13 protein-coding genes are annotated in these 19,567 nt (G+C 76.3%); 9 read left to right on the forward strand and 4 right to left on the reverse strand.

The window, feature by feature from the left end:
- Window positions 1-37: 37 nt before the first annotated feature.
- Together GBN72_RS29145 and yczE are read right to left on the reverse strand one after the other, a co-directional pair.
- Window positions 38-808 (reverse strand): glycerophosphodiester phosphodiesterase family protein, encoded by a 771-nt coding sequence (locus GBN72_RS29145; RefSeq protein ID WP_151774924.1) that lies wholly within the window; start codon window positions 806-808, stop codon window positions 38-40.
- Window positions 805-1,485 (reverse strand): membrane protein YczE, encoded by a 681-nt coding sequence (yczE, locus tag GBN72_RS29150; RefSeq protein ID WP_151774925.1) that lies wholly within the window; start codon window positions 1,483-1,485, stop codon window positions 805-807. The genes GBN72_RS29145 and yczE overlap by 4 nt, the downstream gene beginning before the upstream one ends.
- A 98-nt stretch (window positions 1,486-1,583) precedes the next feature.
- Between yczE and GBN72_RS29155 the strand changes: the two genes are divergently transcribed.
- Window positions 1,584-3,083 carry an SCO1417 family PLP biosynthesis transcription factor gene (locus GBN72_RS29155; protein WP_151774926.1) on the forward strand — a complete coding sequence of 500 codons (1,500 nt, stop codon included), beginning with the start codon at window positions 1,584-1,586 and terminating at the stop codon, window positions 3,081-3,083.
- 50 nt (window positions 3,084-3,133) lie between these two features.
- Here the strand turns inward: GBN72_RS29155 and GBN72_RS29160 are convergent, their stop codons facing one another.
- Together GBN72_RS29160 and GBN72_RS29165 are read right to left on the reverse strand one after the other, a co-directional pair.
- Window positions 3,134-5,149: a hypothetical protein gene (locus GBN72_RS29160; RefSeq protein WP_174887222.1), complete on the reverse strand. Its 2,016-nt coding sequence runs from the start codon at window positions 5,147-5,149 to the stop codon at window positions 3,134-3,136.
- A gap of 80 nt (window positions 5,150-5,229) precedes the next feature.
- Window positions 5,230-5,424 carry a hypothetical protein gene (locus GBN72_RS29165; RefSeq protein WP_151774927.1) on the reverse strand — a complete coding sequence of 65 codons (195 nt, stop codon included), beginning with the start codon at window positions 5,422-5,424 and terminating at the stop codon, window positions 5,230-5,232.
- 459 nt (window positions 5,425-5,883) lie between these two features.
- Here GBN72_RS29165 and GBN72_RS29170 point away from each other — a divergent pair, with 459 nt between their 5' ends.
- From GBN72_RS29170 to GBN72_RS29205, 8 genes are all read left to right on the forward strand, one after another.
- The gene (locus GBN72_RS29170) at window positions 5,884-6,276 is read left to right on the forward strand and encodes an ankyrin repeat domain-containing protein (protein ID WP_151774928.1); all 393 of its coding nucleotides are present in this window, start codon (window positions 5,884-5,886) and stop codon (window positions 6,274-6,276) included.
- Window positions 6,277-6,602: 326 nt separating this feature from the next.
- On the forward strand, window positions 6,603-8,021 hold the full coding sequence (locus GBN72_RS29175) for a HEAT repeat domain-containing protein (protein ID WP_151774929.1): 1,419 nt from the start codon (window positions 6,603-6,605) through the stop codon (window positions 8,019-8,021).
- Between the two features lie 358 nt (window positions 8,022-8,379).
- The gene (locus tag GBN72_RS29180; protein ID WP_151774930.1) at window positions 8,380-9,507 is read left to right on the forward strand and encodes a glycosyltransferase family 4 protein; all 1,128 of its coding nucleotides are present in this window, start codon (window positions 8,380-8,382) and stop codon (window positions 9,505-9,507) included.
- A complete protein-coding gene (locus tag GBN72_RS29185; RefSeq protein ID WP_151774931.1) occupies window positions 9,504-10,664 on the forward strand; it encodes a glycosyltransferase in 1,161 nt (386 codons plus the stop codon). Before GBN72_RS29180 ends, GBN72_RS29185 begins: the two co-directional genes overlap by 4 nt.
- A gap of 308 nt (window positions 10,665-10,972) precedes the next feature.
- On the forward strand, window positions 10,973-11,806 hold the full coding sequence (locus GBN72_RS29190) for an SGNH/GDSL hydrolase family protein (protein WP_246212987.1): 834 nt from the start codon (window positions 10,973-10,975) through the stop codon (window positions 11,804-11,806).
- Window positions 11,807-11,865: 59 nt separating this feature from the next.
- Window positions 11,866-13,395 (forward strand): hypothetical protein, encoded by a 1,530-nt coding sequence (locus tag GBN72_RS29195; protein WP_151774933.1) that lies wholly within the window; start codon window positions 11,866-11,868, stop codon window positions 13,393-13,395.
- A 110-nt stretch (window positions 13,396-13,505) separates the two neighbouring features.
- Entirely contained in the window at window positions 13,506-14,393 is an 888-nt protein-coding gene (locus GBN72_RS29200; RefSeq protein WP_151774934.1) for a hypothetical protein, read from the forward strand.
- 133 nt (window positions 14,394-14,526) lie between these two features.
- A complete protein-coding gene (locus GBN72_RS29205) occupies window positions 14,527-19,311 on the forward strand; it encodes a coiled-coil domain-containing protein (protein WP_151774935.1) in 4,785 nt (1,594 codons plus the stop codon).
- Window positions 19,312-19,567: the final 256 nt, after the last annotated feature.

Here is a 19,567-nt window from a genome sequence, read left to right on the forward strand (position 1 = left end):
CCGAACCTCGCTTCGCGCCGATGGGAGCCGCGCGTGGTCAGGCCCAGACGCCCCGGTCCTCCATCACCGCGCGCAGCGTGTCGATGTGATCGGTCATGATGCCATCGACCCCTTGGTCGAGGAGCCTGTGCATTTCTACGGAATCGTTGATCGTCCACACGTGTACCTGCAGGCCGCGGGCGTGTGCCGCGCGGACGAAGCGGCGGTCCACCACCGGGACCCCGGACTGGGCGACCGGGACCTGGGCGGCCAGCGCGGACGTCCGCGGGCCGACGGGCAGCCCCCAGGAGCGCAGCCGCAGACCGAGGACGCCGGCGGTGCCGAGCGAGGTGGCCAGCCGGGGGCCGGCCAGCCGCTGGGCGCGCGCCACCCGGGACTCCGAGAACGACCCCACGCACACCCGGTCCCAGGAGGACGTGGCCTCCAGCAGCTCCAGCAGCGGGAGCAGTGCCCCCTCCTCCTTGACGTCCACGTTCCATCGGACGTCGGGGAAGGTCTCCAGAAGTTCCCCGAGGAGCGGCACCGGCTCCCGGCCCGCCACCCGTGCCTGCCGGACCTCGCTCCACGGCAGCCCGGAGATCCGGCCGGCGCCGTCGGTCACCCGGTCCAGGGTGTCGTCGTGGAAGGCGACCAGCACGCCGTCGGCCGTGACGTGGACGTCGGTCTCCATGTACCGGTAACCGGCGTCGGCGGCGCGCCGGAACTGTGCGGCGGTGTTCTCCAGCCCGTCGGCGTCCCCGCCGCGGTGCGCGAAGGCGATCGGGCCGGGGTGGTCCAGATACGGGTGGCGGGTGCGGGTCGTCGTCACGGACGCAGTATCGCGCCCTCGGGGGCCGGGGCCGAGAGGGGGCCCGCGGTGACCTCGTCGGGGTCAGGGGCCGGCTCCCGCTCGGAGTCGGGCCGTGCCGCGCGTGCGGGCGTGAAGAGACGGAGGAAGAACTGGATCAGCGGGCCGATGGCCAGCGCGTACAGCACCGTGCCCGCGCCGACGGTGCCGCCCAGCAGGAACCCGGTTACCACGACGGCGAGCTCGATGCCGGTGCGCAGCAGGCGGATGGAGCGGCCGGTGCGGCGGTGCAGTCCCGTCATCAGGCCGTCCCGCGGACCCGGACCGAAGCCGGCGGATATGTAGAGGCCGGAGGCGAGGCCGTTGAGGACCAGCCCGGTGAGCAGCAGGAACCAGCGGGCCGGGAGCCCGTCGGCGGCGGGGACCAGGGCGAGGGTGGCGTCCATCGTGAGGCCCACCACGAAGACGTTGGAGACGGTGCCCAGACCGGGGCGCTGGCGCAGGGGGATCCAGAGCAGCAGGACCAGGGCGCCGACCAGGACGGAGACGGTGCCGACGGTCAGGCCGGTCAGTTCGGACACGCCCTGGTTGAGGACCCCCCAGGGCTCGAGACCGAGTTCCGCGCGCAGCAGCAGCGCGCAGCTCGCCCCGTAGAGGGTGAGACCGAGGTAGAGCTGGACGAGGCGGCGGGCGAGCAAGAGGAACCCCCTGTGGTGATCGTGGACCGGTGCGTGCCACTCTGTGGCTTGTGGGCTACGGCTCGACAGGGCCAATTCGGGGAAGGTGGACTGGACGCATGCAACGGTGGACCTCGGTGGTGGGCGCCCCCCAACTGGCCCGGCAGCTCGCCTCGCAGCAGCAGCGGCCGCCCCGGCCGGGAGACCGCCGCCTGCCCGCGTACCGGGCTCTCGCCGACGGCATCCGGCTGCTGGTGCTCGAGGGCCGGGTCCCGGTCGCCGCCCGGCTGCCCGCGGAGCGGGAACTCGCCTCGGCGATCTCGGTCAGCCGCACCACCGTCGCCGCCGCCTACGAGGCCCTGCGCGCCGAGGGCTTCCTGGAGTCACGGCGCGGCGCCGGCAGCTGGACCGCCGTCCCGCCCGGCAACCCGCTGCCCGCCCGTGGTCTGGAGCCGCTGCCGCCGGAGTCCCTCGGCACCCTCATCGACCTGGGAACCGCCGCGCTGAACGCCCCCGAGCCGTGGGTGACCCGTGCCGTCCAGGGAGCCCTCGGCGACCTGCCGCCGTACGCCACCACCCACGGCGACTACCCGGCCGGCCTGCCGGCGCTGCGCGCCACCATCGCGCGCCGGTACACCGAGCTCGGCGTGCCCACCATGCCGGAGCAGGTCATGGTGACCACGGGCGCCATGGGTGCGATCGACGCCATCTGCCACCTCTTCGCCGGGCGTGGCGAGCGGGTCGCCGTGGAGTCGCCCAGCTACGCCAACATCCTCCAGCTGATCCGTGAGGCCGGCGCGCGGCTGGTGCCGGTCGCGATGGGGAAGGGCGTCACGGGCTGGGAGATGGAGCGCTGGCGCCAGGTGCTGCGCGAGTCCGCGCCGCGGCTCGCCTACGTGGTCGCGGACTTCCACAACCCGACGGGCGCGCTCGCCGACGAGGAGCGCAGGCGGCTCCTGGTCGATGCCGCCCGGGCGGCGGGCACGGTCGTGGTCGCCGACGAGACCATGCGGGAGCTGCGGCTCGACGAGGACGTGGAGCTGCCGCGGCCGATGTGCGCCTTCGACCCGGCCGGCTCCTCGGTGATCACGGTGGGGTCCGCCAGCAAGGCGTTCTGGGCCGGGATGCGGATCGGCTGGGTCCGGGCCGCGCCCGAGATCATCCGGTCGCTGGTCGCCGCCCGCGCCTACGCCGACCTCGGCACGCCGGTGCTGGAACAGCTCGCGGTGGCCTGGCTGATGGACACCGGGGAGTGGGAGGACGCCGTCGCCTGGCGGCGCGCCCAGGCCCGCGAGAACCGGGACGCGCTGGTCGCAGCGGTCCGGCGGGAGCTGCCGTCCTGGGAGTTCACGGTGCCGGCCGGGGGGCTCACCCTCTGGGTCCGGGCGGGCGGGCTCTCCGGTTCACGGATCGCCGTCGCCGGGGAGCGGGTGGGCGTCCGGGTGGCCTCCGGCCCCCGATTCGGGGTCGACGGGGCGTTCGAGGGGTACGTCCGGCTGCCGTTCACGGTGGGCGGCGCGCTGGCCGAGGAGGCGGCCTCACGGCTGGCCGACGCCGTCCGCCTGGTGGAGACGGGGGCGCCGCTGGGCGTGGAGGCGACCCGCGCGTTCGTGGCCTGACGGGCGGGCCTGGCGGGCGGGCCGCGCCGCCCGCCCGGCCGCCCGGCCGCCTAGAGTTCGGCCCGGGCGGGCTCCCCTGGGTCGGCGTCAGCCTCGGAGGGCATGCCCGGCTCGTCCAGGTGGGCCGGGTCCTTCATGAAGTCGACCGCCGCCACCCCCGCCACCTCCGGGGGCTCGGCGGCCTGGTTCACGGCGACGGTGTTCGTGTCGGTCCGGCCGTCGGTGCTCGGGTCGGCGTCGTTGTCTGCCTCGGCCGCTGCCTCGGCCGCTGCCTCGGCCTCTGCCTCGGTGTCGGCCTCGGTGTCGGTCTCGGCTTCGGCCTCGGTGTCGGTGTCGGCCTCGGCTTCGGCCTCGGTGTCGGTGTCGGCCGCGGTGTCGGTATGGGTGTCGGCGTCGGTCCGGGTGTCTGCTTCGGCGCTCGCGTCGGCGTCGGCGTTGGTGCTGGTCTCCGTGTCGGTGCTCGTGTCGGTGTCGGTGTCGCTGTCCGCGTCCTTCGCGGTGGCCGTCGAGGCGGTGGCGGCAGCCGCCCCCGCCCCGGCAGCCCTCGGGGGCAGCAGCTCACGCACCGCCTCGCGGTGCCTCACCTCGGCGGTCTCGTCGTACGGGTCCGGCGTCGCGGGCACCTGCACCCGCAGGACCGGCCCCGCGCCCAGCCGCGCGTAGCCCCGCCCGGCCGGCACCAGCGAGGGCGGGGTGGAGCGGGGCGCCATGCCCAGCACCGCCGTCAGCTGTTCCACCGAGGACGGCCCCAGCAGCACCCGCGCCCGGGTGTGCTGCCGCACCGCCTCGCTCAGGGCCTGCGCGCTCTCCAGGTGCTCGGCCACGACCACCGTCACGTTGGCCGCCCGGCCGTGCCGCAGCGGCACCTGGAGCAGCGCCTGCGGGTCGCCGCCGCCCTCGGCCGCCGCCAGATGGCCCAGCGCGGCCGGGCGGTCCACCACGATCCACAGGGGCCGCCGGGTGTCCTCCGGCACGGGCCGGCCGGACTGCCGCGCCCGGTTGGCGGCGATCAGCCGGCGCTCCGTCTCGCGGGAGGCCCACTCCAGCGAGGCCCGGGCGCCCGCCGCGGAACACTCCACCGCGATCACACCGCTGCGCCCGGTGAGGCAGGCGTACTCCCCGGCGGCGCCGCCGTCCACGATCAGCACGTCACCGTGGCGCAGCGCCTGCAGGGCGACGCACCGCAGCAGCGTCGACGTCCCGGTGCCGGGGGAGCCCAGCGCCAGCAGATGCGGCTCGGTGGAGCGGGGGCCGGTGTGCCACACCACCGGAGGAACGTCCCCGCCCCGCTCGCCGTCGGCCGCCGGTGGCGTGTGCGCGGGATGGGCGGGGTCCGCGGGCCCGGCGGGGTCGGTGAAGCCGAGGACCGTCTCGCCCGGCGAGTTGACCAACGTCTCGGGCGTGACGTCCGTGGGCAGGGGCGCAAGCACCTCCAGGGTGAGCCGGTTCGCCTCCTCGTCCCAGCCGAACCGGTACTCGCGCCCCCGCCCGGCCTTGGCGTGCAGCAACTGCTCGACGCGGGCACGGGCCGCGGCCTCCCCGTCGGTGAAGTAGGCGGGATAGCGCAGCACCAGCCGGGAGATCCGGCCGGTGTCGTCGAACTCGTGCGTCTCGAAGGGCTCCTGCCACTCCCCGCCGTGCGAGTAGAGGGGAGCGGGGTCCTCCACGGTGGAGAAGTAGGGGACCAGCGCCTCGTACAGCGACCTCAGGCGCTGGGCCTGCTCCTCGTCCGGAACTCCCGCCGGCCGCCGCTCCGCCCGGTCCCGGCCCCGCCAGCCGGCCGCCGCCAGCAGTGTGGCGGCGGCCAGCACGGCGCCGTGGGGCGTCAGCACGATCACCAACAGGACCGACGCCACCAGGAACAGCACGGGTCCGCGCCGGTCCTTGGGGGTGCCCGCCCACCTCCGCCGGGCCGCGGAGGCCAGGCGGCCCAGCCCGCGGGCCACCGTGATCAGCGGATGGAGGACGTCCGTGGCGCCGGCGCCCGCTGTCCGGGCCAGCTCCCGGCCGCGTGCGAGGTGCTCGCCGCCGTAGCGCAGGATGCGGGGGAGGGGGCGCCGGGCCACTGAGGTCTCCTGATGTCCGTGCCGAAGGGTTCTCGCGGGATGGGAAGCGGGGGCGGGTCCGCCCGGGTGCACCTCCGGGGTCAGAACTTCAGTCCGCCCAGCAGGCTCGCCAGGCTTTCGCCGCCGGCCTTGATGCTCGGCGCGATCGCCGTGCTGGACAGGTAGAAGCCGAACAGGACCGAGACGACGGCGTGCGACCCCTTGAGGCCGTCCTTCCTGAAGAACAGGAAGACGATGATGCCGAAGAGCACGACGCCGGAGATGGACAGGATCATGAGGTTCTCCTGGTGTTCGGGTGGGGACAGTCACCACGAGTTGTTCCAGGATCACAGCATGTATCGATACGACAAAAGGTGCAACTGAGTGATTTACCGCTGATTTCCACCGCCTGGTGGAGGTGTTCTGCCGGGTTCCGGCCGCCCGATGGCGTACGGACGCCCCGCGCCGGGGCCGGGCGGACGTCGACGATCTTCACCGCCCCCTGGCCGGGGGCCGGGCAGTGATCTCCGGCATGTCGCCGATTCACTCGTACGGTGGAGCGCGTGTGCCGGTGCGCACGCCCGTGGGAGATCCGTCGCCCGGTGGTTTCCCCGCAGGCCGTAGGCTCTGCGTGGTCCGGTCACCCGGACGCCCGCCCGCCGGCCGAATGCGCCGGACGGCGGAACAGGCGACAGGCGAGCAGGCAGGCAGCGGCGCACCGGACGGCCGCGCGGAGGAGAGAGGCGGACCCGGCGATGACCGAAGCCCCCGACCCGGAGGTCGTGGAGCTCGCGACCAGGATCTTCGAGATGGCGCGCAAGGGTGAGACCGCGGCGCTCGTCTCGTACCTGGACGCGGGCGTTCCGGCGGACCTCACCAACGACCGGGGCGACTGCCTGATCATGCTCGCCGCATACCACGGCCACCCCGGGGCGGTGCGCGCCCTGCTGGACCGCGGCGCGCAGGCCGACCGGGTCAACGACCGTGGTCAGACGCCGTTGGCGGGCGCCGTCTTCAAGGGGGAGACGGAGGTCGTCAAGGCGTTGCTGGAGGGCGGCGCCGACCCGGCCGCCGGAACCCCCTCCGCCGTCGACACCGCCCGCATGTTCGGGCGGACCGAGGTGCTCGAACTCTTCGGCGCCGCCTGACCGTTGACCGGTCGCACCGCGCTGACCTCGGGCGACACCGGACGTCCCACCAGGAAGATCCAACGGGAGGATCCGGATGGCCGCACCGAAATCCGGTCGCCACGCGGTGAACCGGCGAGTCATGATGGCCAGGTGATTCACGGACGCGACGGCTGGGCAGGAGTTGCCGAACCGCGTGGACCGTGACCGGTCCGGAAGGACCACCGACGAGAGGCAGAGGAAAATGGTCTACCACGAGCAGAAAACGGCGGGAGCCCGGACGTGTTGTCGCGGCCAGGTGAAGTGATCTCCCGGTTGCGTCGACGCTTGATGTGAGGCTGTTTCCCATGTTCGATCCGGTCATAGCGCCCAGCGGCACCCTGCTCGGCCTGCTTCAGCGGGGCCGAGGCGACGGGACCCTGCACGCGCTCACCGCCCCCCGTGCCGAGGCGCTCGAGGCCCTCGACCGGTGCGTGCTCCACGATCCGCGCCACGACTGGCAGCTGGAGAACCGCTCCCTGTACTACGCCCGGCTCTACCTCGACCTCGACGGGGGCCTGGCGGCGCTCGAGGCCCACCTGCTGGGCCCCGACGACGTCCTCGACCCCGAGGAGAACCGGACCGGGCTCGCCCTGTCCGTCCTCGGCCACCTCGCCTCCTACGGCCGGCGGGACGCCCTGGACCTGCTGCGCCGCTACGCCGCACAGGGCGCCAACTGGGCGTGGGCCCTCGACGAGCTCGCCCTGCGCGACGACGACGCGGGCCTGCGTGCCCTCGCCGTGCCCGTGCTGGCCCGCTTCCCCGCACATCCCCAGGGCGACGCCGAACTGGCCGCCATGGTGCGCGACGCCTTCGAACCGCGGCCCTGGCGGCTGTGGGCCGACGACCCGCGCCCCGCCGTCCGCGACCGGATCCGCGCCGCCCGCGAGGCCGCCAGCTTCGACCGCTGGCAGCGCCAGCTCGACTCCACCGGCCCACGGCCCTCCTGGAGCGTGCGCGCCATCCTCGACTGGGCCCAGCAGGGCGCCGAACGGGGCGCGCAGCTCCAGGCGCCCGCCGCGCGGTGCCTGCTCGCCGTGGCCGGCCCCGAGGACCGTCCCGAACTGCTGGAGGCCGCCCGGTCAGGCCCCGACGGCGCCCGCTGTGCCGCCCTGCGTCACCTCGCCGACACCGGCGACCCGCAGATCCTCGCCCTGATCGACGCCGCGGTGGCCGACGGCCCGGGCGTCGTCCAGGAGGCCGCCGTGGACGCCTTCGAACGGATGCGGTCCGCCGGGGCCGTCGACGCGGCCCGCGCCTGGTCCCACCGGCCCGATCCGCTCGGCGCGGCGGCCGGACGGGTGCTCGCGCTGCGCGGCGACGCCCGGGACGGCGCGCTGGTGCTCGCCGCGCTGCGCACCGCCGTGCGGACCGAGGGCCCCGACGCGCCCACCCTGTGGACCCTGGTCGACGGCGCCGGACGCCTCGGCATCGCCTGCGCCGCCCCGGTGCTGCGGCACGTCTACCGCGAGACGGCCTCCTCCTCCCTGCGCGGGCGGGCCGCGCGGGCCCTGGCCGCCACCGACCCCTCCTTCGCCGCGGGGTTCGCGGTCGAGTGCCTGTGGGACTGCGAGGAGACCACGCGCGAACTGGCCGCGCGGCACGCCGAGACGGGTGACGCCCGCGTCGCCGAACGCCTCCGCCGCCTCGCCGCCGACCCCGCCGAGGAGGACGACGTCCAGCTCGCCGTCCGCACCCGCATCGCCACCGACAAGTCCGCCGCCTGACCCCACCGCCGCACCCCGCGCCCGTCTTCGCGGGGTGCGGCGAGGCCGCACACGGGCCACGGCGTTCCCGTCCCGCGCACGCCGTGGCGCCGGGACGACGGGGGAGGGGGCGCGGCGCGGGCCTCGCGGGCGCGCAGGAGGGCCCGCTCCGGCAGGAGGCGGAGCCCCGGGAAGGGGCGGAGGCCGGGGCATGAGCGGCGCCGTCCGCCCGCGCAGGGCCCGGCGGCGGCCCGCGGCGTCCGCGGTGCCGGCGCGGCCGAGCGCCCCGGCGGCGGCGAGGAACAACGCTCACGGGACGTTCCGCGGACGGACACGTCCCGGACGACCGCCCCACGCCCACGATGGCGACAACGCGGACATGCGTGTCGTCATCGTCACCGAGTCGTACCCGCCCGACCTGAACGGTGTGGCCCACTGCGCCCACCAGACCGCCCGGCACCTCGCCGCGCGCGGGCACACCCCCCTCGTCGTCGCTCCCGCGACCACCCCGGCGGACACCGAGGCCGACCGCCTCGCCCCGTGCCCCGTCGTCCGCGTCCCGTCGATCCCCCTCCCCGGCTACCCGCAGGTCCGCGTCGCCCTCCCGAGCCGACGGGTCACCGCGGCCCTGGAGGACCACCGTCCCGACATCGTGCACCTGGCCGGCCCGTTCGTCCTCGGCGTGCGCGGCATGGCCGCCGCGGCCCGCCTCGGCGTACCCGCCGTCGCGGTGTACCAGACCGACCTCGCCGGCTACGCCCGCACCTACGTCGGGGCGGGCTCCGGCACCGCCTGGCGCCGCATACGGCGCGTCCACGCCGCCGCCGACCGCACCCTCGCCCCGTCCCGCTCCGCCCGGGCGGACCTGGAGGCGCACGGCGTCCCGCGCGTGCGGCTGTGGCCCCGCGGTGTGGACACCGACCGCTTCCACCCCGCCCGCCGCGACCAGGGGCTGCGCCGGCGCCTCGCCCCGGACGGCGAGCTGATCGTCGGGTACGTCGGCCGCCTTGCCCCCGAGAAGCACGTCGAACTGCTCGCCGGTGTGTGCGCCCTGCCCGGCGTCAAGGTGGTGGTGGTCGGGGACGGCCCCAGCCGCGCCTCGGTGGCACGGGCGCTGCCCGGCGCCGTCCTCCTCGGCGCCCTCAGTGGCGACGCACTCGCCAGGGTCTTCGCCTCGTTCGACGTCTTCGCCCACACGGGCCCGTTCGAGACCTTCTGCCAGACCGTCCAGGAGGCGATGGCCAGCGGCCTGCCGGTGATCGCCCCCGCCGCCGGAGGACCCCTCGACCTGGTGGAGCCGGACCGGACCGGTCTGCTGGTCCCGCCGCTCGACGCCGACGCCCTGCGCGAGGCGGTCCGCCTGCTCGCGGCCCACCCCGCACGGCGTGCCGCCTACGGGGCCGCGGCCCGCACCACCGTCGAGGGGCGGACCTGGCAGGCCGTGGGGGACGGCCTGATCACCCACTACACCGAGGTGCTGCGGGCCAGGACGGCGGTGGCCGCGTGACCGCCGACCGTCCGGCCGAGGGGCCGCTGACCATCGTGCGGCTCGCCAACTTCGTCTCCCCGTCCTCCGGCGGACTGCGCACCGCCCTGCGCGAACTCGGCGCCGGCTACGCGGCCGCGGGTCACCGCCCGGTGCTCATCGTGCCGGGCGCCACGGCCGGGGACCGGGAGACCGAGCAGGGCAGGGTGATCACCCTGCCCGCCCCCGTGGTGCCCGGTACCGGCGGCTACCGGGTGCTCACCGGCAGACGACGCCTGGCCATCCTGCTGCGGGAGCTGGATCCCGACCGGCTGGAGGTGAGCGACCGGACCACCTTGCGCTGGACCGGCGAGTGGGCCCGGCGAGCGGGCGTCCGCGCGGTGATGGTCGCCCACGAGAGCGCCGACGGCGTGCTGCGCACCTGGGGACTGCCGGAGGACGCCGCGCGCCGCGCTGCCGACCACCTCAACACCCGCACCGCGCGCGCCTACGCGCGCGTGGTGTGCACGACCGGGTACGCCGAGCGGGAGTTCCTGCGGACCGGTGCCCGCAACGTGGTCCGCGCCCCGCTCGGCGTGGACCTCCGGCACCACCGTCCCGCGCTCCGGGACCCCGCCGAACGGGCCCGGTACGCCCGGGCGGACGAGTGGCTGCTGGTGCTCTGCTCCCGCCTGTCGGTGGAGAAACGTCCCGGCACGGCGCTGGATGCCCTGCACGCCCTGCTGCGACGGGGCGAGCGCGCCGTCCTCGTCGTCGCGGGCGAGGGACCGCTGCGGGAAGGACTGCGGCGGCGGGCCGCACGGGACGTGCTGCCCGTGGTCTTCCTCGGCCACGTGGAGGACCGCGCCCGGCTGGCCGCGCTCCAGGCGTCCGCCGACGTGTGTCTCGCGCCGGGACCCGCCGAGACGTTCGGGCTCGCGGCCCTGGAGGCCATGGCGTGCGGCACCCCCGTGGTCGCCAGCGCCTCCTCCGCGCTGCCGGAGGTGATCGGCCCGTCCGGCGCGACCGCCCACGACGACGGCGAGGCCTTCGCGGCCGGGGTGCGCCGACTGCTCGCGGTCCCCGAGGCGACCCGGCGGGCCGCCGCCCGGGCCCGCGCCGAACGCTTCGGCCGGGACGCCGCGGTCCGCGGCTTCCTCGCCGCCCACGACGCCGCCCCGAGGGTGAGGACCCCATGAGCATCCACGAGGAACTGCCCGCGACCGCCCGTCCGCCCACGCCCGTCACCGCGCCCGCGCGGCCGGGCGTCGACGGCGGCCCGTTCCCGCCCGCGCCGCCGCGCCCCCCGGGGCAGCCGCTGCCGCCCGCGCTGCCGGGCCTGCCTGAGCCGCCGGGCGTGCCCGCGCCGCCGGATCTGCCCGCGCCGCCGGATCTGCCCGCGCCGCCGGATCTGCCCGCGCCGCCGGGCCGGCTTGAGCCGCGGGACCGGTGCCGGCCCCCGGCCCTGCCCGAGCAGCGGAGCCTCCCGCACCGCGGCGACCCGCCCCTGCGCTTCGTGGCCCTCGGCGACTCCCTCACCGAGGGCGTGGGCGACCCGGTCGGCCGGGGCCGGCGCGGCTGGGCCGCACTGCTGGCCGAGGCCCTCGGCGACCGGACGGAGTTCGCCAACCTGGCCGTCAGCGGCGCGCTCACCCTCGACGTGGCCGAACGGCAACTGCCGGCCGCCCTGGACCTCGGCCCCGACCTGGTCTCCGTCCTGGTGGGGGTCAACGACACCCTGCGCGGCTCCTTCGACCTCCACGCCGTCGCCCGCCGCCTGGACACCGTCTACGCGGCCGTCACCGCCCGGCGGGCCGTCCTGCTCACCGCCTGCCTGCCCGACCCCGGGGCGATGCTGCGGCTGCCGCGCGCCCTGGCGGCCCCGCTGGCCCGGCGCCAGCGGGGCGTCAACGAGGTGGTGCACGTCCTGTCCCGGCGCTACGGCGCGCTGCACCTGCACGCCGCCGACGGGGAGTGGACGACGGACCCGGCGATGTGGAGCGTGGACCGGCTGCACCCGGGCGAACGCGGCCACCGGACGCTGGCCCGCGCGTTCCACGGCCTGCTGGCCGACGCGGGCCTCGCCACCGGCTCGCCGCCCGGGACCGAGCCCCGGTCCCCGCAGCCGGCGCGCGGCGCCGGAGCGTGGTGGATGGCGACCCGGGGCACCGCATGGCTGGCGCGCCGCAGCGTGGATCTGCTGCCCCAGCTGCTGCGGCTGGCCGCCGCCGAGGCCGGGCACCGGACGCCGGGCTCCACCGCACGCCTGGACCTGGAGGCCTCCCGCGCCGTCACCTCGGCGCTCGCGGGCGTCACCCCACCGTCCGCACCGTGTCCGTGACGGCCGTCGCATACGCGCCGTTTCGACCGGTGTCACCCCGAGGACCTACTCTGTGCACCGTGACATCGCCCGTGACGACCCCCGTCGAACTGCCGCACCCCGGTTCCGCGCTGCCGCGCCTGGCCGTGGGCCCGGCCGCCGACGAGGGCCTGGCCCGGCGTCTGCGCGCCCTCGCCTGCACCGCCCCGCTGCACGACCTGGACGCGCGCAAGGTCAACCTCTCGGGCGAGTTCACGGTCTACGGCATGGCCGAGGTGGCGCTCGCCGCCATCGACCTGGTCACCCTCACCATGGACTTCGACACCGGCGCCGACCACGAGCAGATCGTCGCCCGCCTCACCCCCCGCGTCGCAGCCCAGGCACCCCGCCGTCCCACCACCGAACACGAGCGGGTGGCCCGCTGGGTGCTGGAGAGCCTGATCAACGTCGGCAGCGTGGACCGCGGCTTCCGTGCCGTCTACGGCACCTTCACCGCCGACGGCGTCTACGTGCGCCGTGACTACGACTTCAAGCTGATCGAGGAGGTGCCCGGCCCCGGCGGGGGCGTGTACCTGCGCACCACCGACGAGGCGGTCAACGTCCTCGTCGGCGCCCTCGACACCGACGTCACCAGCGCCCAGATCGCCGCCGAGGTCAAGCTCGAGGTGCTGATCAACCGCGGTCGCCTCGCCGACGCCCAGCTCGCCGCCGAGCAGGCCCGCTACCGCACCGTCCAGTACTCCGAGACCCTGCGCCGTGCCCTGGAGGCCACCCGGCGCAACGTCCGCGCCGTGGACTGGCTGAACACCGTGCCCGACATGATCGCCGAGGCGCTGGACCACGTCGCCGACCGCTACCGGCACGAGAACGCGATCCTCACCAACATCCGCAAGGCGCGCGACGAGTCCGAGGACCCCGGGCAGAAGCGCCGGGCCGCCGAGCTGGTGGACATCGTCAAGGACTGCATCCGCCGCCACACCCAGCTCCAGTCCCGGCTGCTGGAGGCCGGCCCGCTGTTCCGCGCCGAGCAGGACCGCCAGGCCTTCGCCGCCCCCGCCCGCACCGCCGGCACCGACCTCTACGGCCAGCTCCTCGCGCCCGTCCTGCCGCTGCCGGTCGAACGGTCGATCCGGGTCACCGACGCCTTCTTCGCGCACGGCACCGGCCTGCGCACCCCCGGCTCGGTCCGCCTCGGCGACCTGGTCGACCTGCTGCTGACCCCGCCGGCCGAGCGGGAGCACCTGGGCGCCGAGATGCCCGAGCCCGACCTGATCGCCACCCCGGACGACAGCCGGTTCAGCGAGGAGCAGCTGGGCGCCGCCACCGAGCTGCTCGACCTGCCGCCCGACGCTCCCCGCCGCCTCTCCGGTCTGCTCGCCGACGCCCGGCGCCGGGACCCCGACCTGCCCTACCTGGTCGCCCTGCTCGCGATCCACGCCGCCAGCCCGCCGGTCGGCACGGCCTACCGGCAGGGCGAGCCACGCCTGCTGTTCGCGGTGGACGACGGCACCGAACTGGACGACCCCGAGTTCGGCGGCGCCGACCTGATAGTGGGCACCGCCCTGCTGGACGCGGCGGGCATGGCGGCCGACCGGCTCGAGTCCGCCTGACCGCTTGACCGCTTGACCGGCTGACCGCACGCGCCGCAGTCCGCCCGCGCACCCAGCCTTCCCGTACCTGTACGACCGCACCTGTACGACCGCACCGAGGAGCACCAGCAGTGACCGAGTCCGCCGAGTGGAGCGACCCCGCGGCGACCGCCCCCCTGGGCGCCGCGGCGGCGCCCGCCGTGTCGCCCGCGGACACGTCCGACGCCGCCCGCCTCGTCGCCTTCGGGCTCCAGCCCAAGCTGCAGCCCGCCCGCGACCAGGAGTACGCCGACCTGCTGCGCCGCTACCGCGAGGACCCGCCGTTCGCCCGCCTCGCCGACGCCGTCGCCACCGGGCTCGGGCTGATCGTGCTGGAGGTGTCCCCGCGCGCCGGCATGGCGGTGACCGCCGCCGAGGGCTCCGTCTTCGCCGTCCGGATGGGCGACTACGCCCGCCGCGCCTCCTCCGACACGGCCGACCGGTTCCTGCACGGCCTGGCCCACCTGGCCGTCGCGGCGCTCGCCTTCCCGCGCCCGGAGGACCTCGCCGACGACGGCTACATCGGGCGGCTGACCGTCAACGGCGTCGACGCCTTCGTCCGCCAGGCGTGCCGGCGCCTGGAGCAGCGTGCCGAGGAGCAGGGCGAGAACACCGACCCGGCCAGCGACGCCCCCGGACTCGAGGCGGCCTGGCGGATCTGGTCCCGGCGCAGCGCCACCGGCGCCACCAAGGACTCCCGCCGTCTGGCCGGCTCCACCACCGGCATCGTCGCCAAGGCGGTCGCCTTCCTCGCCGACTCCGGCTTCCTCCAGCGCACCGGCGACGACGGGGGCGGCACCTACCGCACCACCGCCCGCTACCAGCTCCAGGTCCGTGACATGGCGAGCAGCGCCGCCATGGGCGAGCTGCTGGAGCTGGGCGTCGTCCCGGTCTCCGACGGCACCGCCACCCTGCTGCCACCGGACGAGACCGACGACCTCGACCTGGTCGCCGACGCGGGACTGCCGTTCCACTCCTGACCGCGCCGCCCGCGGCCGGCCCCCACCGCCCGACGCCCCGACGTCCCACGCCCGACGTCCCACCGCCCGACGACCCACCGCTCGACGCCCGCACTGCCCGCACCGGCGCACGGAAGACTGACGAGAGCCCCCCATGTACGAGCTGTCCCGGATCCGCCTCTACTCCATCGGACCGGCCGGCGCGCGGTACGCCGACACCGTGCTGGACCTGCGGGGCGTGGGCGATCCCGTGCCCGACCCCGCGCCCGCGCAGGCCGAGTTCTTCCAGGACGAGCCCTCCGGCCCGCCGCGCCGCCCGGCCCCCGCGGGCGTGCTCTTCCTGGAGAACGGCGGCGGCAAGTCCGTCCTGCTCAAGCTGATCTTCTCGGTGATGCTGCCGGGTCACCGCAACACGCTCGGAGGCGCCAGCTCCGGCGTGCTGCGCAAGTTCCTGCTCGCCGAGGACTGCGGCCACGTCGCCCTGGAATGGCAGCACACCCGCACCGGGGAACTGGTCGTCGTCGGCAAGGTCAGCGAGTGGCGGGGCCGTCAGGTCTCCAGCGACCCGAGGAAGTTCGCCGAGGCCTGGTACTCCTTCCGGCCCGGCCCCGGCCTGAACCTGGACAGCCTGCCGGTGGCGGAGTCCACCGCGATGCGCCCGGCCGCCGAGGGAGCCTCCGGCGCCCGTGGCCGCCGCCGCACCATGAAGGGTTTCCGGGACGCCCTCACCGAGGCGGGCAAGTTCTACCCGCACCTGGAGGCGCACTGGGAGGAGATCCACGAGCGCTGGACCGAGCACCTCGGCGAACTCGGCCTCGATCCCGAACTCTTCCGCTACCAGCGGGAGATGAACGCCGACGAGGGCGAGGCGGCCGGCCTCTTCGCGGTGAAGAAGGACTCCGACTTCACCGACCTGCTGCTGCGCGCGGTCACCGACACCCGCGACACCGACGGACTCGCCGACCTGGTCGCCGGGTTCGGCAACAAACTCGGCCGCCGCGCCGAACTCATCGCCGAACGCGACTTCACGGCGGGCTCGCTGGACCTGCTCCAGCGCATCGTCGACGCCACCGACGCCCGGGCCCGCGCCCGCGAGATCCACACCGGCGCCGAGCGGCGCACCCGCGCCCTCGCCCGGCGGCTCTCCGCGCGCGGCGGCCGCGAACGCGCCCGCGCCGCCGACCTGGCCCAGCGGGTCACCACCGCCGCCCACGCGGTCACCGAGGCCGAGCGGGCGCGCTCCCGCAACGCCCTGGTCGCCGCCGAACTCGCCTACCGCCACGCCTCGCTGGCGCTCGCGGCGGCCGAGAAGTCGGCCGCCGCGCAGAAGCGTGAGCTGGCCGACGCCCGCACCCTGCACGCCGCCTGGCAGGCGGCCGAGTCGGTCCTGCGCCACCGCGCCGCCGCCGACCGCTCCGCCCGGGTCGCCGCCGCCATCCGGGAGGCCGAACGGGACGCCGCCCCCGCGCTGGCAGCCCGCGCCCGGGCCGCGGGCGACCTGGTCCGCGCGCTGCACTCCGAGGCCGAGCGCGCCGAGAGCCTCGCCAACGAGCAGGAGGAGCGCTCCGGCGCCCTCCAGGAACTCGGCGAGACCGCCTACCGCGACGGCACCTCCGCCGCCACCGAGGCCCAGCGGGCCCGCAGCGAGGCCGGACACCTGCGCCAGCGGCTCGCCGAGGTCGAGCGGGAGACCGCCGAGGCGGTCGGCGCCGGATGGATCGACGACAGCTCCCCCGACGCCGACCCGGCGAAGGCCGCGCTGGCCGCCGGTGAAGCCGCGAAGAGCACCGTCGCCGCCTTCGAGGAGGCCCGCGAGACCGCCCGCCGCACCGCCGAGCGGGCCCGCGAGGCCGCCACCACCGAGTCGCGTGCCGAGCTGACCGCCGCCCGCGCCGCCGACGCCGCCATCGCCGCCCGCCGGGCCCACGAGGGCGAACGGCGCACCGCGGAGACCCTGGCCGCCGAGGAACGGCTAACCGAACTGCTCGGTCTCCCCGCCGCCCGCTCCGGCGGCCCGGCGGTCCCCGGGCCGCGCCAGGGCGAGGCCGGCGCGACGGGCGAGGGCGCACCGGCCGACGGGGGCGCCGGCGGAGGTGGCGACGGGGGCGTGCCCACCACGTCACGCCCCGGCGGGTCCACGGCCACGGCCGCGGCCGCCTACGGCCGGCCGGCCGGGAGCACCGCCACCGTGCCGTCCGCCGGCCGGACGCTCACCGACGGCCGCCTCACCGCGGAACAGCTCGACCTCTTCGCCGACGACCTGCGCGGCATGCTCGACGACGCGGTCGCCTCCGCCGAGCGTCAGCTCTTCGACCTGCGCACCGCGGCCGCCGACGACGCCCGCATCCTGGGCGCACTCGGCGACGGCGGCCTGCTGCCACCGGGCCCCGACGTGCTCGCCACCGTCGAGTTCCTCGGCGAGCAGGGCATCCCGGCGCTGCCCGGGTGGCGCTACCTCGCCCAGGCCGTGGACCCGGCCGACCACGCCCGTGTCCTCGCCGCCCGGCCCGAACTGGTCGACGGCGTGATCATCACCGACCCCCACTCGCACGCCCGGGCCCGCGAGGCGCTGGCCGAGGCCGCCCTGCTGCCCCGCTCCACCGTCGCCGTGGGCACCGCCGCCGCGCTCCTCGCGCCGGCCCCCGACCCCGCGTCGGACGACCGGGCCGTCTTCCTGGTGCCGCCGAACCCGGCCATGCACGACGAACACGCCGCCGACGAGGAACGCCAGGCACTGCGCGCCCGCGCCATGCGCCGGGACGAGGACATCCGGGCGCTCGCCGCCCGCCTCACCAAGGACCGCGAACTCGCCTCCCGCCTCGCCTCCTGGCGCCACGGCTGCCCCGCCGGACGGCTCGCCGAGCTGGCCTTGGCGGCCGAGGCCGCCGCGGCCTTCGCCGAGGAGTCCGAGGCCGAGCTCTCCGAGGCCCGCACGGTCCGCGCCGAGGCCGAGGAGACCGCGGCCGAGACCGCCCGGATCCGCGACGAACGCCAGGACGCCGCCCAGCGCGCCCGCCGCGCCGCCGACGCCCTGGCCGGCCTCGCCTCCCGGCTGCGCGAACGCGCCGGATGGCAGGCACGGCTGCGCGAACTCGCCGAGGAGGCGGCCGAGTCGGAGGCCCGCGCCCAGGAGTGCCTGGACCGCGCCCACGCCGCGGACGAGGACCGCCGCGCCGTCCAGCGGGGCGCCGACGACGCCCGGCGCACCGCCCGCGCCCTGCGCGCGGAGCGTGCCGAGATCGCCGGAGCCCCCGAGGACGCGGAGGCGGCCGCCGAGCCCGCGGGCGACGCGCCGGCCGCCTCGCTGCCCGCCCTCCGCGAGGCCTACCGCGCGGCCTCCCAGCTCTACGAGAAGGTGGGCGTCGGCGCCGACCTGCGCGCCGAACAGGCCCGGGCGGAGAGTGACGAGAGCGCCGCGCGCGCCGAACTCGACCGCCTCAGCAACAAGGTCCGCACCCGCGCGGAGCAGCTGCTGTCCTCCCCGGACGGTGCCGACGGCCCGTCCCGGCAGGCCGCCGCCGCCCGCGCCGAGGAACTCGTGCAGGTCCTCGAGGCCCGGATGTCCCAGGCCAGCGAGCAGCTCGGCCGCCTGCGCGGCGACGCCGAACGGCTGGCGCCCGAGGAGGGCGGGCACCACACCGAACTCCCCGAGGACCTGCTCCCGCGCGACGCCGGGCACGCCCAGACGCTGCTGCGCGCCGCCACGACCGAACTGGCCGCCCACACCGAGGCGTTGCGCGAGGCCCGGGAGGCCCACGCGGCCCTCCTCGAGAACCACCACGCCGCCGAGGACGCCGCCGCAGGGTTCGACGAGACCGCCGCACTCCTGCGTGACCTGCTGCGCGACCAGTCGGCCGACGAGGACGAGGAGGAGCCGGAGCCCTACCCGGGAGACCTCGCCGAGGCCCGCCGGGCGGCCGCCGAGGCCCGCCGCTCGCTGCGCGGTTGCGCGGCCGACCTCTCGGCCGCCGAGGCAGCCGTGCGCGAGGCGAGCGACATCCTCGTCCGGCACGCCAACTCGGTGCGCTACGAGCAGGTCCGGACCCCCGCCCGGCAGCAGATCCGCGAACTGCCCGCCGCTGCCCTGCCGGACCACGCACGCGCCTGGGCCGAGGCGTTCGCCCCGCGGCTGCGCGTCCTCACCGACGAGCTGGAGCAGCTCGAACGCAACCGCGACTCGATCGTGGACCGGCTGCGCGGCCTGGTGGAGACCTCGCTCGCCACCCTCCGCTCCGCCCAGCGGCTCTCCCGGCTGCCCGAGGGCCTCGGCGAATGGTCCGGCCAGGAGTTCCTGCGCATCCGCTTCGAGGAGCCCGACCAGGCGACCCTGACCGAACGGCTCGGCGAAGTCGTCGACGAGGCGACCCGGTCCGCCCTGAAGAAGAACTCCGACCTGCGCCGCGACGGCATGTCACTGCTGCTGCGCGGTGTGGCGGCGGCACTCCACCCCAAGGGGGTGGCCGTGGAGATCCTCAAGCCGGACGCGGTGCTCCGAGCCGAGCGGGTCCCCGTCGGGCAGATGGGCGACGTCTTCTCGGGCGGGCAGCTGCTCACCGCGGCCATCGCGCTGTACTGCACCATGGCCGCCCTGCGCTCCAACGACCGTGGCCGTGACAAGCACCGGCACGCCGGAACACTGTTCCTCGACAACCCCATCGGCCGCGCCAACGCCACCTACCTGCTGGAACTCCAGCGGGCCGTGGCCGACGCGCTGGGTGTCCAACTCCTCTACACCACCGGTCTGTTCGACACGACGGCGCTGGCGGAGTTCCCCTTGGTCATCCGGATGCGCAACGACGCGGACCTGCGGGCGGGCCTGAAGTACATCAGCGTCGAGGAGCACCTGCGCCCCGGGCTGCCCCAGCAGGTCCAGGAAGGCGAGACGGTGCACAGCGAGATCACCGCGACCCGCATGTTCCGCCGGTCCTCCGCCACCTGACCCGTCGGACGGCCGAATCTCAAGGCGCCGGGCGGCCGAACCGCAAGGCGCTGGGCGTCGTTACCTGAAGGCGCCTGGGCGTCCGCACGTGCCGGCGCCGGGCCGTTCCGTCGTCACGGCGGGCGGCACGGCCGCCGGGCGGCACGGCCGCCGGGCGGAAAGGGCCCCTGGCGGAAAGGGCCCCTGGCGGAAAGGGCGAGGCGCGACGCCCCTCCGGTGGCCGTGGCTCAGGCCACGACGGCCACAAGGCCACCGC

The sequence above is a fragment of the Streptomyces abyssomicinicus genome (genome assembly GCF_008974245.1).
GTDB classification, from domain to species: domain Bacteria; phylum Actinomycetota; class Actinomycetes; order Streptomycetales; family Streptomycetaceae; genus Streptomyces; species Streptomyces abyssomicinicus.

Coding starts and splice junctions, on each gene's coding strand:
- GBN72_RS29155 (WP_151774926.1), top strand. CDS start 1,584: ATGCAACGGTGGACCTCGGTGGTGGGCGCCCCCCAACTGGCCCGGCAG.
- GBN72_RS29165 (WP_151774927.1), bottom strand. CDS start 5,424: ATGATCCTGTCCATCTCCGGCGTCGTGCTCTTCGGCATCATCGTCTTC.
- GBN72_RS29175 (WP_151774929.1), top strand. CDS start 6,603: ATGTTCGATCCGGTCATAGCGCCCAGCGGCACCCTGCTCGGCCTGCTT.
- GBN72_RS29205 (WP_151774935.1), top strand. CDS start 14,527: ATGTACGAGCTGTCCCGGATCCGCCTCTACTCCATCGGACCGGCCGGC.
- GBN72_RS29170 (WP_151774928.1), top strand. CDS start 5,884: ATGACCGAAGCCCCCGACCCGGAGGTCGTGGAGCTCGCGACCAGGATC.
- GBN72_RS29180 (WP_151774930.1), top strand. CDS start 8,380: ATGCGTGTCGTCATCGTCACCGAGTCGTACCCGCCCGACCTGAACGGT.